The organism is Acidobacteriota bacterium (assembly GCA_016713675.1).
Taxonomy (GTDB): Bacteria; Acidobacteriota; Blastocatellia; order Pyrinomonadales; family Pyrinomonadaceae; genus OLB17.
Window position 1 is genome coordinate 898,024 of sequence record JADJOS010000001.1, and the last position, 14,226, is coordinate 912,249.

Sequence of the window (14,226 nt, forward strand, 5' to 3'; positions counted from 1 at the left end):
AAAATTAGATCGTCGAACGCTCTCGGTTCGAGTCCGGACTATCGAGAATGGACTCGACAATCGAAATGAACTTAGCCAATGGAACGCCGATTGATTTGCAAAATGCTCTTAACTCGACCACATCTACCCGTCGTTCTCCGCGTTCAACTTTGCTCACAAAGCTCTGCGTTTGGCCGAGTCGTTCTGCCAAGTCCATCTGCGTCAAGCCCTTCTCCTCGCGGGCGGTTCGAAGCTGTTCAAGAAAAAGGGAGTACTCCCTTGAGTAAATAGATTTTTCCATTGGTGATTCTCTTCTAAGCGAAGCCTATAGTCGGATTTCGAATAGTCCAAAATCGACTTATTTGTTGATGGTTGTGGGTTGATTGGTTACTAACTGAGGCGATAGCCGCGGAGGTTTTTTGCCCAGAGGGCTTTGCGCAAACGTAGTTCGGGTTTTGTGTGGCGGTCGCGGTTGGCGGCCATTACGCGTGAGGTGGTTTCGCTCAGCGGGACGGGAGATCGTTTGTCGCGGATGTAGCTCAAGGTCCAATCATATCAGTAAGATGAAGTGCAATTCATCGCGTAGCGATATTTGATTGTAGCCGTGGGTGAAAACCCACGGAAAATGGGTTACGATGTCCGCGTCGCGTAGCGACGATTGAAGATGGCCAATACATATTCCCAAGTCTATTTACATTTTGTATTCAGCACCAAAAATCGTGCCGAGTTGATTTCGGCGAATATTGAAGAGCGTGTTTGGTCATACATTGCCGGCGTTGCCAAACACCATGGAATGACTCCGATTCAAATCGGTGGTATTGAGACCCACGTGCACGCTTTCGTAGGTTTGCCTACGACGATGTCTTCAAGTGAGGGAGCAAAAGCACTAAAGGGAGATTCGTCGTACGGGATTCGTCGGGAATTTGAAGGAATGTCGAATTTTGGATGGCAAGATGGTTACGGCGTGTTTTCCGTTTCGCACTCCGCGATCTCATCGGTGACAAAGTATATAAAGGACCAACGCGAGCATCATTCAAATCGGAGCTTTGAGGAGGAATATGTTGCTCTCCTTCAGAAGCACGGCATCGAATATGATGAGCGGTATTTGTTCGACTGATTCAAGCGTCGCTAACGCGACGAGATGATTTTGTTTATCGTTTCCGTGGGTTCTTACCCACGGCTACAGTCAAACGTCGCTATGCGACGAAAACGGTTTCGCCCCTTTCCTTTACCATCCGGCCACAATTCGAGCAGCTCCCATTTCGTACAGACAAATGCGGTGTTTTCGTCTTCGAGAACATCCTTGGTCGTAAGGCCGTCCCGATCGTCGTCGGCACAGCCGCGAGACTTATTCTTCGCGACACTTGGCGGTGATGGGGGCAATGGTGCGGCTGGGCTCGATGGGTGCGAGATGGAGCGGCGGCGCGTGCGGTTGGGATCTGAGTTTTCGGTTGGGGACGCTGGACGGCGATGGGGAAATTGTCTTTTCGGACAGCGACAGCGGCACCGGCAGCCGGCAACAGTTTTTAAGACGCGTTTTTTGGATTGTCGCTGGGCCGTTTTTTATTGTCGCTGACCCATGTTCTGATCGTCGCTGACCCCTATTTACATTGTCGCCGGGCCCCTAAAAAACTGTTGCAGAACGCGATTTTATGGCATTTTCCCGCTTTTTGTTGATCTAATTGTGGTACGTACCACAATTTGAACGTGAGGTGAAAAAATACACGTTTGGTCATCGCCGAAAACGCGCATTTTCGATCCGCAGATCCGCATTTTGGCTTAAGGCAGCAGGTGATCGCCGCCGCACATCTTCCAGTATTCAAAGAACGTGCTCGCCGGTCCGATAATATAGCCGTAGTCGCGAAGCCCCGTGGCATGCGCCCACTTTGCCAGCCGCAGAGTGCGTTTGTTCAGTATCTCGTCGGGGAACGTTTCGGAGTCGAGCATTTTGGCTGCCTGCTCCATCACGACGCGTTTTTGAGCGGCCCGCTCGGCCGACTGATATTTGTCTTCCCATTGATACGCCAGCCCCTCGGGCACAGGCACCGGACACGGCACATGCCCCGGATATGCCTGCCACGGCACACTCCTGACGGCCGGCGGAAACCGGTCGAGCAGCTTTACATATAGCCGGTGCAGCAGGCATCGGTCGAGCGGGACGGTTAGTATCAACGCAACGAACGAACTGTCAAAGAACGGCAGGTGAAACTCGAGCCGGTGCAGGTCGATATTCTCAAAATGCTTAGCAAGTTTGCGATGCTGATCGTTAACGAGCAAGTGAAGATAAAAGCCGCGGGCCTTGTCATTACAGTCAAATTTGGACAGCTCTTCGCGGATGCCGTCGTGTATGATCGACGAGATCCGCTCGGCGATCTCCTTGCGAAAGAGCTTCGGCGAAACCTGAGCAAATTCAAGTGCCAGGTGCTCTTCGATGGCAGCGTCCGTCTGCCCGCTGCGCAGCATTTCTACCATGTTCTCGGTCAGATGAACGTGGCCGAGAGCCACACTGCCGCCCTCGCCGCTCCAGACGATGTTCGGGTGTTCGGCAATGGTCCCGGCGGCTTGTTCCGTCAGCCAGGCATCCGCCATCAACATCGAGTAATCAGGCACCAGGTCGCCCGCCTGTTTCGGAATTTCGTAGTGCGTTGTTCCGGCCGCACGGGCGAATTCGCGGCCGAATACCTGATCCTGTGTTTTCGACCGCGAGAAATTGTATGTGTGGACGGAGGCTTTCTGTTCGACCAAAGCCGCTACGATGCACCGCGAGTCAAGCCCGCCGCTAAGGTATGCCGCCGTGACCGAGTCGCGTTGGTTGCGTCGGTCGACCGCGCCCATAAACGAGGAATAGAGTTCCGTTAAAACCTCATCCTCGGGCCTGTCCGCTTCTTCGATCAGGTCCCAATTCCAATACGTTTCGCTCGATACCGATTCGCCGGCCACCGACAGTATCTCGGCCGCCTTGAGCAAGCGAATATCGGTGTACGGCGTCAGATCGGCAAGCGGATATCCGAGCCCGACCAGCTCCGTCACGGCCCGGACATCGAGGCGTTTCGGTATCGCATCGACCTTTTCGAGGATACGCATCGCGCTTGCGAAAATGACAAATTCAGGGCCGATCCAGTAATACAGCGGCCTCAACCCGAGCTTGTCCGCGACCAGTCTTATTTCGTTCCGCTCTGGCCGATAGTTGACGGCGCTGAATGCCCCGTTTGCTGCAGTCAGATTCCGGTAGGTTCCCGACTCCATGTCCAGATCGATCGCCGCCGTGTCCGCCTCGCGGCCGGTATCAGATCCCGTTTCGCGGCCAAGCAGCGGGTCGCCCGTCACAAGCGTGATCGAGCCGCCACTGCCTCGGTGAACGGCCGATTCGCCAAACGCACCTATATCCAGTTTGACAAGGAAACTTCGCTCATCCGCAAACACGTCGATCTTTTGGCCCTCAAGGCGCGATATTTTCTGCCGCAATGTCTCGCATATCGAGACCGGCGGCGGCGTATTTGGTTTTCGGCTAACAATTCCGGCGATCAGGGTCATCGTACAAATTCTCGAACCTGCAAGCTAATAAAACACCTAGTAGGCCGCGGCTTTCACAAATATTTTCTTATTTGATATCGATGGTCTGCGCAGATCTATCTAAGTCAGTTCTGTTCAGCTAAGTGCCGGCGTTTACTAAAGATATTGACCGCAAAGGTCGATAAAAACGCAAGGCCGGCGGCAATCGTCACACCGTAAAATGCAAGCGTGTAGTCGCCGTTGTTCATACTCGCCAACCTCCCGGTGATCAATGATCCCAGAAAGCCCCCGGTCGTTTCGATCAGCGTGATCGCACCGAGGATCTTGCCGATATCCTTAAGTCCGAAGCTCTCGACCGTCAGTAATTGTATGAGGACGAATGTTCCGCCGTAGCCGAGACCGAATGGTATCAGGAATATAAATATCGTGGCATGGGTAATGAACCCGACCAGCATTACGGTCGACAGGAACATAATAAAACAGCAGACCGTGATCACAAGCCGGGTCGGGAACCGGTCACAAAGCCAACCGAACAAGAACTTGCCGCCAACGCTGGTCACAAACAATACGCTCTGTGCCGTTGCCGCCAGTTCTTTGGAGACGCCGACATTGTTTTGAAGGTAAAGATTGAACTGCTGACTGATAGTAAATATCGGGTAAAAGATCAGGATCGCACACAGTCCGATCAGCCAAAACAAGGGTGATCTAAGTGCTTCGCCAAACGTGGCTCCCTCAGCCGGAGCGGTCTCATCTGCATCCGGCGTCTGTATCTCGTCCCCGTCGTAATTTTGACCGATGTCCTGAGCTCGATCTTTGACGAAGAGTATAATTCCGGGCAAAAGAACGAGCCAAACCAACAAACTGAGCAGTTGAAGTGCCGCTCGCCAACCATAGTTTGAAATGAGCGGCGTGGCGATGATCGGTATCAGAACCCCTCCAAAGCTGGTTCCTGTCAGCACAACGCCCATGGCCAGTCCGCGGCGGCGGCGAAACCAGTTTGAGATCAGAACCGTCTGGATCATCACACCGACCAGTCCCAAAGAAAGCCCCAGCAGCGAATGTGACAGGTAAACGTCAAGCGGTTTGGCGGCGAACGAATAGTAGACAAGTCCGCTGCCCAGGCTCAGCGTTCCGGCGATCATAAAGCGTTTCGATCCCGAGCGATTGATCAGAAATCCGATTACGAGTGAAAAGATACCGGCAAGCAAGAACGTAAGTCCTGCGCCGAGGCCTGTAACGGCATCCTTGGTCTGAGCCGTCACGCTGCCGATAGCTAAAAGATCCTCTTGTATCGGCTTATAGAAAACCGGCAAACCGCCAATGGAAACGCCGTTGCTGATCACCAATGCGAGAGTGGAAATGGCTACGATGATCCATCCGTAAAAAAATCCGCTACTTCTTGTTTGTTTCATAATTCTCAAGCCCGAGCGGCATCGTGAACTAAATTATAGAAAATTTGGAATCAAAACGCCGAAACGCGCTCTGATAATTGGCTTAAAGTTTGGCTGATAGGCCTTTGTCCATTGCATCGCAGCTAATTTCTTGTTCGGTGATCTCAAACCAACAACTTCTGTGATAAGTCACGCATTCTATGATCCAAGTCATATTTCACCGACCGAAAGAACAATAGAATTCAAGGTGTTTTTGAGATCTGTTGACGGTGATATTGTATGGTACCGCTGAATGTTCACGTCCCGGACGCGAACTACCATCAAAACCTGATCTCCTGCCAAGTAGCCTGTCCGGTGCACACGGACGCTCGCGGATATGTCCGCGCGATCGTCGACGGCCGTTTCGAAGAGGCGTATTTGATTGCCCGCGGCCCCAATCCATTCGCCTCGATCTGCGGCCGCATCTGCGGGGCCCCGTGTGAGATCGCCTGCCGCCGAGGCAAGATCCCAAAAGTAAATGACGACGGCAAGTTCGTCGGCCAGGATCGGCCGATTGCTATCCGCGCGTTAAAGCGTTTCGCCTGTGATCAATTTGGGCCTGAGGCCAGACCGGTGAGCGAAGTTCTAGCTTCGGTCAAGAATTTCATACCGCCCGTCGCGGCTGATGTCGAGGAACTGGCTGCCCTGCTCCGGGCCGGAGCCAATGGTGCGGTTGAACCGGGAAATGGTGAAAAGATCGCGATCATCGGTGCCGGGCCGGCGGGACTTTCGGCCGCACACGATCTGGCGTTGTTGGGATTCAAGCCGGTCGTTTTCGAGATCGAACCTGTAGCGGCCGGCATGCTTTCAGTCGGCGTGCCGGCGTATAGGCTGCCCCGCGACCTGATCGAAAAAGAAGTCGCGGTGATCGAGGCTTTAGGCGTTGAGATCCGTTGTGGTGTGAAGGTCGGCGAAGATATCAAGTTCTCTGAGCTTCGAGAAGATTTTTCGGCAGTGATCATCGCAGTCGGTGCCAAATCATCACGCGGCCTTGATTTAACGGGAGAAGATGGCCCGGGCGTGATCGGCGGTGTCGACCTTCTGCGTTCGGTCTCTCTCGGCGAAGATCTCGAAATGGGCCGTGAGATCGTCGTAATCGGCGGCGGAAATGTCGCGTATGACGTCGCTCGATCCGTCGTCCGCCAGATCGCTTATGATACTGCCCGAACGGCCGCGAGGCTGTCGGATACCGCAAATGTACATCTCGTTTCACTCGGGGCGGCCGAAGAAATGCCCGCTGACACGATCGAGATCGTCGAGGGCGACGAAGAGGGCATCCGGCGCAGTAACGGCTGGGGCCCGCCCAAGATCGTCCGTGATGCAAGCGGCAAGGTGACCGGCGTTGCGTTTCGCAGATGCCTGAGGGTCTATGACGAAGAACGGAAATTCTCACCTCTCTATGACGATGAGGAAAGAAAGGTAATTCCCTGCGATACGGTCTTGCTCGCAGTCGGCCAGGCACCGGCACTCTCGTTCCTTGAAGATGGCGGCAAAGATATCGAACGCATGCGTGGTGATTGGCTCAAGGTCGATCAGATCACGCTCCAAACTACCGGCAAAGGCGTATTTGTCGCCGGCGATCTCGCCCACGGAACGCGTCTGCTGATCGACGCCGTCGCTTCTGGCAAGGCAGCGGCGCGTTCCGTATATCAATATCTGACAGGTAAGACGCTCGAACAAGAACTCATAAAAACCCACATCGTCCTCGACCGTTACCGCCGCGAACGCGGATACGAATCGATCCGCCGAGTCGAAGTGCCGACGATCGAACCGTCCGAACGTCTGGAACATCCCGAAAACGTAGTTGAGATCGGATATAGCCGGGACGAGGCGATGCGGGAGGCTTCACGCTGTCTTGACTGCGGCGTGACGCCGGTCTTTGACGGCAGCCGATGTGTTCTGTGCGGAGGCTGTGCGGATGTCTGCCCGACCGAGTGCCTGAAACTGATCTTGTTGGATCGGCTTGAATTTGATACCCAGATCGATCAGATGATCAGCTCATCGATCGGCGCTGACGTCGAGCTGAGCGAAAACTCAGCGATCCTCAAGGACGAGGACCGATGCATCCGCTGCTCTCTTTGCGCGATCCGCTGCCCGGTCGATGCCATATCAATGGAAAGAGTCACATTTTCGACAAACTGGAGTTCTCAATGACAACACATCCGAGTGAGAAGCAATCACGATTTGATCCCGAGCCGTTGCCGCGACGTGATTTTTTGGGCCTATTCGCACTTGGCTCGATGGCAGCTGCCTTTGCCCTTTCGATCTTCGGAATGCTCAAACTGCCAAAAGCCGCGGTCTCGGCTTCACCGGCGAAGAAATTCAACGTTGCTCTCCCTGACACGCTGCCGGAAGGCGAGCCGTTTGTTCCGCCAGGACGCAACGTCGCAGTCTTTCGTGATGGCGAAGGCGTTTTCGCGATCTCGACAGTCTGCACGCATTTGGGCTGCATTGTTAAGACGAGTGCAGCAGGATTTGATTGCCCATGTCATGGTTCGGGCTTTCAAAAGGACGGTACGGTGAGAAAGGGCCCAGCTCCGACACCGCTGCCGTGGCTAAAGGTGTCAAAGAACGGTTCAATACTCACCATTGACGAGGAAGCGACTGTAAAGACCGGAACAAAGGTGTAGATCATGAAAGCAGAGGGCTATTCAGCATTACACGAATTTTGGATCAACCTGCGGGCTATCCCGGATCACGTCTATCGGGCGATGTTCCGCGGCGGAGCACCAAAAACGGATCGGACACGTTCGTCGTTTATATTCGGCAATGTCTTTCTCCATCTTCACTCGGTCCGAACGCATCTCTGGAGCCTAAGGTGGAGCACAACAATGGGCCTGGGCATAATGACGACCGCCGCATTTCTGATCACGCTGATCACCGGCATTCTGCTGATGTTTTACTACAAGCCGTACCCGGACGTTGCGTATCAATCGATCAAGGACATTCACTTTATCGTGCCGACCGGACGATTTATGCGAAATATCCATCGCTGGGCCGCGAATGTGATGGTCATCGCTGTCATCATTCACATGGCGAGGGCGTTTTACACGTCATCGTATCGCAAACCGCGTGAATTTAATTGGTTTATCGGCTGGGGACTGTTGGTGACAACGCTCGGCCTTTCGTTCACGGGCTATTTGCTCCCGTGGGATCAACTCGCGTACTGGGCGATCACGATCGGTGCGAATATTGCCCAGTCTCCGCGTGAAATAACCGACGCATTGGGGATCACGCAATGGGTAGATATCGGCGGACTGCAGCGTGAGATCTTGCTCGGTTCAGACAAGGTAGGCGAAGAGGCGTTGATCAGATTCTATCTTCTTCACGTGATGATCTTGCCGTTGACGCTTTTGATGCTGATGGCGGTACATTTCTGGCGTATCCGAAAAGACGGCGGCCTGGCAAAGCCTGCTGACGCAGATGAACGCGTTGCGGAAGAAGCGAAGGAATTCTATCCTGTTTTCACCGACGCCCCGACCAAGACATACCATCTCGCCGCAGTAGTAAAAGGCAAAACTCCCGCAGTCGGCAGCGGCCCCGAACACACCGTTCCGTCGATGCCCCATCTTTTCTACGCCGAACTCGGTGTTCTGATGCTGACGACGCTCATTTGTCTCGCTTTGGCATTCGTGTCGGATGCACCACTTAAGGAACTCGCAAATCCGCTCGTTCCGGAAAATCCCGCAAAGGCACCATGGTACTTCCTTGGTTTGCAAGAGATCGTGTCTTTTTCCGCTTTCATGGGCGGGATCGGAATTCCGATGTTATGCGTGATCGGGCTCGGCCTTATTCCGTTCTTGGATCGTGAAAAGGAAGGCACAGGCGAGTGGTTCGGCGGCCCCGGCGGCTGGAAACTGGTCAAATGGTCGGTCGTCGTTGGATTCGCTGCATCGATCGCTGTCGAAGCGTTTGCGATCAAATTCGGTTGGCTCCGCGAATGGTTCCCGGATATTCCTCAGCTGTTTATAACGTTCATTAATCCCGGCACTGTTTTGACGGCGATCTACGCAACTTATTCGATCTGGGCAGTCAAGAAGTACAACTCGACACGCGCTGGTGCATTGGCACTGTTCACGTGCTTCTTGTGTGGATTCATCGTCCTTACTGTGATCGGAACATATTTCCGCGGGCCGAACTGGGATTTCTTCTGGTCGCCGTCTGATTGGGGAGGCCATTGACGCTATGAACAAGAATAAATATTTGTTGATGGTCTCAAGTATCGGCGTTTTCCTGCTCCTCGCAGCAGCGGCCGTTTCGGAAAATTTCATGAAGGACTGGCACGGGATCCAAAATAGTGCCAAGTCAGCCGAAGGGCCGATAGACGTTCGCCTGAGGCAGATAGTCAACCCGAATCTAAAGGTCACCGACCGCTGTGTGACGTGCCATGTCGGCATGGCGTCCGGCGAACAGATCACGACCGATCAGAAGGTCGGAGCCGCTCACAAACCGGTCGTTCATTCACCGACCGAGATCGGATGTACGACCTGTCACGGCGGCCAAGGCCAGGCAACGGAGAAAGACGATGCTCACGGAAATGTCCATTTTTGGACCGAGCCGATGCTTCCCGCAAGATATGCGTACGCGAGCTGCGGAACCTGTCACACGCCGCTCAACGTCCCAAATCTGCCGACGCTCGAGAACGCACGAAAAACATTCGAGCGGCTTGATTGCTATGCATGCCACCGCCTCGACGGCCGCGGAGGCACCCTTCGCCCGGGCGGGAATCTAACCGGTATGGAAGGTCCGGATCTATCGCACGTCGGCCTCAAGGGCTATAAGGCGGACTGGTACGAAAAACATCTCGCCAAATCGCAGGCCGCGACCGATGCCGCCTGGACGTCATCGTTCCGCGAAATTACCGATGCCGACCGTGCGTCGCTCAAGACATTCCTCGATACATTAATGGGTGCACCGAAATTGATCGAGGCCAAGGCACAGTTCAATTCGGTCGGATGTGCAGGTTGTCATACGGTCGGATCTTTTGGCGGTGACGCGGGCGTAAACCTCTCACTTTCCGGATTTAAGGACCCTAACCAACTGAATTTTAGTCGCGTTCCCGGCGACCACACGCTAACCAATTGGATTGTTCAGCATTTCCGTTTGCCGGCATCAACTGTCGCGGGTTCACAGATGCCGTCTCTTGGCCTAAATGAGAATCAGATAGACCTGCTCACGCTTTACACACTCTCGCTGCGTCGAAGGACATTGCCCGATATCTTTCTTCCTAAGGATCGTGTAAGAGCGATGCGATTTGGCGAACGAGAATTTGCCAATGACGGCCAGACGATCTACTCAGCCGTATGTTCGAGTTGCCACGGAACTGATGGCCGCGGAAAACGCTTTCCTGGCCTTGTACCAAATCCGTCGATCGTCGCACCGGAAGCTCTTCAGTATGGATCGGACGATTTTCTATTACAGTCGATTCGCAATGGCCGTCCCGGACGTCCGATGTTGCCCTGGGGCGAAAGAACGAATGGATTCACCGATGACGAAATACGATCGGTCATCGCCTACGTACGGCAACTCGGCGGAAATATTCAGGCGATTCCCGATTCAAAGCCGCAGATCTGGGCGACGGGCGATGCAGCGATCGGTGAAGCTATTTTTGCGTCCAACTGCTCTGGCTGCCATGGAAAGAACGGTGTCGGCGCCGACGGACCGGCTCTCGGCAATAAGGCATTTCTAACAAGTGTTTCGGATACCTATTTGGTCGAGATGATCCGGCGCGGACGCGGCGGAACTACAATGCTCGGATTTGGCAATTCGTCGCCCGTTCGGAGGGAGCTAACGCAGGCGGATATCGAATCGATCGTGGTGTTTCTGCGTTCAATGGGTTCTAGATAGGCAAATAATTGAAGAGGATCGATATGAAAAACGAAATTTCTAGGCGTGAGTTCATGGCGAGGGTATCAGCTGCGGGTTTTGGGGCACTTGTCGCATCGACAACTAATGCCTGGGGCCTCGAGGCAGTAACAAATCCGCTTGCAGCATATCCGAATCGCGATTGGGAAAAGGTATATCGTGACCTGTGGGCATACGATTCACGATATACGTTCACCTGTGCGCCGAACGACACGCACAATTGCCTGCTCAACGCTCACGTTCGTCAGGGCGTGATCACACGCATCGGCCCGACAATGAAGTACGGTGAGGCGGTTGATCTGCTCGGCAATGGCACATCGCACCGTTGGGACCCTCGTGTCTGCCAGAAAGGACTCGCTCTGACGCGCCGATTCTACGGCGACCGCCGCGTCAACGGGACGATGGTCCGCGCCGGTTACAAGAAATGGCACGATGACGGCTTCCCTCGAGGCAAGGACGGCAAGCCTGACGAAAGCTATTTTAATCGCGGCCGTGATGAATGGATTCGAATGTCGCATGACGATGCTGCGGCCATCGTGGCTGCCGCCCTCAGTAACATCGCCGAGACGTACACAGGTGATGAAGGTAAACGCAGGTTAACAGAACAGCACTATGACGAAGCGACGATCGAGGCCACACAAGGCGTCGGCACGCAGGTGATGAAATTCCGCGGCGGCATGCCGTTGCTCGGCATGACACGAGTTTTCGGAATGTACCGAATGGCAAATTCGATGGCATTGCTCGATTCGAAGATCCGCGGCGTCGGGCCTGATCAGGCGATGGGCGGTAAGGGTTTTGATAATTACTCATGGCACACCGATCTTCCGCCTGGACATACGATGGTTACCGGACAGCAGACAGTCGAATTTGACCTCAATTCCGTCGAACAGGCAAAAACGGTCGTCGTCTGGGGTATGAATTGGATCACGACAAAAATGCCCGACGCCCACTGGCTGACCGAGGCCCGAATGAAAGGTACCAAGGTCATCGTTATTGCTTGCGAATACTCGGCAACTGCGACAAAGGCAGATGACGTTCTAGTCGTCCGCCCCGGCACAACTCCTGCTCTTGCACTCGGCTTTGCCAACGTCATAATGCAGGAGAATTTATACGATAAGGAATACGTTCAGCAGTGGACCGACCTGCCGATCCTTGTTCGAATGGATACGCTCAAATATTTGAAGGCGGCTGAGGTTTTCGGCGGTGATCCGGCCGTTTTGAAACAGACATTAATCGTCAAAGACGGCGAAAAGGCTCCTCCGCCGATCCAGCAGACAGTGCAGAACGTTGTGCCCGAAAAGCTCCGACTCGAATGGGGTGACTACGTATTCTGGGATGCGAAAAAGAACGCCGCTCAGGCTCTTACCCGAGATGATGTCGGCAAGAACTCAAAGGCCGTTGACGCTATGCTCGAAGGCTCAATCGAAGTCACGCTCGCCGATGGCACGAAGGTAAAATGCCGGCCGGTTTTTGACCTGGTCAAGGACTACGCGTCGCATTTCACGCCGCAAACGGTCGAGGAACTTGCTTGGGCTCCAGCTGCCGCGGTACAGAATCTGGCCCGTCACTTTGCGAAAGATTTCGGAACTACGCTCTTTGCGGTCGGAATGGGCCCGAATCAGTTCTTTAACAGCGACAACAAGGACCGCGACGTTTTTCTGCTCGCCTGTCTTACCGGCAACGTCGGCAAGATCGGCGGCAACGTCGGTTCGTACGCGGGCAACTATCGCACGGCGCTTTTCAACGGTGCACCGCAGTATATCAACGAAAACCCTTTCGACATCGAGCTTGATGAGACAAAACCCGCACGTTCGAAACAATATTGGAAGGCTGAGTCGGCTCACTATTATAATCACGAAGATCATCCGCTCCGCGTCGGCAATAAGCTCTTGACCGGCAAAACACACATGCCTTGCCCAACGAAATCACTCTGGTTCGCCAACGCGAATTCGATTCTCGGCAACGTCAAATGGCACTACAATATGGTTGTCAATGCTTTGCCGAAGATTGAATCGATCATAGTAAACGAATGGTGGTGGTCCACGTCGTGCGAATGGGCGGACGTCGTCTTTGGTGTTGATTCATGGGCCGAATTGAAACATCCTGACATGACCGCGTCGGTCACAAATCCGTTCCTGCTCATATTTCCCAAAACGCCGATTCCCCGGATCTTCAACACGATGGGCGACATCGAGATTTATTCGCTTGTCTCGTCGAAGTTTGCCGATCTGACAGGCGACCAACGGTTCAACGACTATTGGAAATTCGTCCGCGAGGACCGCACCGATGTGTATCTGCAGCGGATACTTGACCACTCGACGAATACGAAGGGCTACAAGTTTGGCGATTTACACGACAAGGCGGTAAATGGCGTTCCGGCGATTATTAACAGCCGCACGACGCCGAAAAATGTCGGCTACGACCAGTTGACCGATATGACGCCTTGGTACACCAAGAGCGGTCGGCTAGAGTTTTATCGTGAGGAAGACGAGTTCATCGAGGCCGGTGAAAATCTGCCGGTCCATCGCGAGCCGGTTGATTCGACATTTTACGAACCGAACATCATCATCTCAGGACCGCACGAGGCAATGCGTCCAATGGGGCCCGAGGACTATGGCGCAAAACGCGACGACCTCTCATGCGAAACTCGGTGCGGACGGAATGTCGTTTACACTTGGGAGGAAGCCAAAACCAAGCCTCATCCGCTGATCAAGGATGATTACAAGTTCATTTTCCACACACCGAAATTCCGCCACGGATCACATACGACGCCGATCGATACGGATATGAACGCCATGCTCTTTGGCCCGTTCGGCGACATATACCGCCGTGACAAACGGGCGCCGTTCGTCACCGAGGGCTACGTCGATATAAATCCGACAGACGCCCAGGAAATGGGTGTGAACGACGGCGATTATGTTTGGATCGACGCCGACCCCGAAGATCGTCCGTTCCGGGGATGGCAAAAAGACAAGAAAAATTACGAATTTGCCCGACTGCTTTGCCGTGCAAGATATTATCCCGGCACGCCAAGGGGCGTTACGCGTATGTGGTTCAACATGTACGCTGCTACTCCGGGCTCGATGCAGGGCCAACGCGAACGCAAGGACGGTCTCGCAAAGAACCCGCGAACGAACTATCAGGCAATGTTCCGTTCCGGTTCACACCAATCTGCGACCCGCGGTTGGCTTAAGCCGACTTGGATGACCGATTCGCTTGTCCGCAAAGGGATGTTCGGTCAGGAAATGGGCAAGGGCTTTGCCGCCGATATTCACTGCCCGACGGGAGCACCTCGTGAATCTTTTGTGAAGATCACGAAGGCTGAGCCGGGCGGCATCGGCGACGAGCCGCTATGGCGTCCCACTAAGCTCGGCATCCGGCCGCGGACTGAATCAGAGGCAATGAAGCGATATCTCGCTGGAGACTTTATTAAGTAGGG

General features: G+C 54.0%; 10 protein-coding genes. 6 read left to right on the plus strand and 4 right to left on the minus strand.

Annotated elements, in window-relative coordinates; translation table 11 throughout:
• Positions 1-4 precede the first annotated feature (4 nt).
• Together IPK01_04030 and IPK01_04035 are read right to left on the minus strand one after the other, a co-directional pair.
• Positions 5-280, minus strand: coding sequence for a helix-turn-helix transcriptional regulator (locus IPK01_04030; protein MBK7932661.1), 276 nt, complete (start codon positions 278-280; stop codon positions 5-7).
• An 89-nt stretch (positions 281-369) separates the two neighbouring features.
• Entirely contained in the window at positions 370-462 is a 93-nt protein-coding gene (locus IPK01_04035; GenBank protein ID MBK7932662.1) for a hypothetical protein, read from the minus strand.
• 181 nt (positions 463-643) lie between these two features.
• Here IPK01_04035 and tnpA point away from each other — a divergent pair, with 181 nt between their 5' ends.
• A complete protein-coding gene (gene tnpA, locus IPK01_04040) occupies positions 644-1,096 on the plus strand; it encodes an IS200/IS605 family transposase (protein MBK7932663.1) in 453 nt (150 codons plus the stop codon).
• A gap of 662 nt (positions 1,097-1,758) precedes the next feature.
• On the opposite strand, the gene IPK01_04045 is transcribed toward tnpA, so the two are convergent.
• Both IPK01_04045 and IPK01_04050 read right to left on the minus strand, forming a co-directional pair.
• Entirely contained in the window at positions 1,759-3,513 is a 1,755-nt protein-coding gene (locus tag IPK01_04045; protein ID MBK7932664.1) for a hypothetical protein, read from the minus strand.
• A gap of 104 nt (positions 3,514-3,617) precedes the next feature.
• On the minus strand, positions 3,618-4,904 hold the full coding sequence (locus IPK01_04050; protein MBK7932665.1) for an MFS transporter: 1,287 nt from the start codon (positions 4,902-4,904) through the stop codon (positions 3,618-3,620).
• A gap of 258 nt (positions 4,905-5,162) precedes the next feature.
• On the opposite strand from IPK01_04050, the gene IPK01_04055 reads away from it, so the two are divergent.
• The 5 genes from IPK01_04055 to IPK01_04075 are packed head-to-tail and all read left to right on the plus strand — an operon-like array spanning position 5,163 to position 14,224.
• Positions 5,163-7,076: an FAD-dependent oxidoreductase gene (locus IPK01_04055; protein ID MBK7932666.1), complete on the plus strand. Its 1,914-nt coding sequence runs from the start codon at positions 5,163-5,165 to the stop codon at positions 7,074-7,076.
• Positions 7,073-7,552, plus strand: coding sequence for a ubiquinol-cytochrome c reductase iron-sulfur subunit (locus IPK01_04060; protein ID MBK7932667.1), 480 nt, complete (start codon positions 7,073-7,075; stop codon positions 7,550-7,552). Before IPK01_04055 ends, IPK01_04060 begins: the two co-directional genes overlap by 4 nt.
• A 3-nt stretch (positions 7,553-7,555) precedes the next feature.
• Positions 7,556-9,103, plus strand: a complete 1,548-nt coding sequence (locus IPK01_04065) for a cytochrome b N-terminal domain-containing protein (GenBank protein ID MBK7932668.1) — start codon at positions 7,556-7,558, stop codon at positions 9,101-9,103.
• A gap of 4 nt (positions 9,104-9,107) precedes the next feature.
• On the plus strand, positions 9,108-10,769 hold the full coding sequence (locus IPK01_04070) for a c-type cytochrome (protein MBK7932669.1): 1,662 nt from the start codon (positions 9,108-9,110) through the stop codon (positions 10,767-10,769).
• 23 nt (positions 10,770-10,792) lie between these two features.
• On the plus strand, positions 10,793-14,224 hold the full coding sequence (locus IPK01_04075; protein ID MBK7932670.1) for a molybdopterin-dependent oxidoreductase: 3,432 nt from the start codon (positions 10,793-10,795) through the stop codon (positions 14,222-14,224).
• Positions 14,225-14,226: the final 2 nt, after the last annotated feature.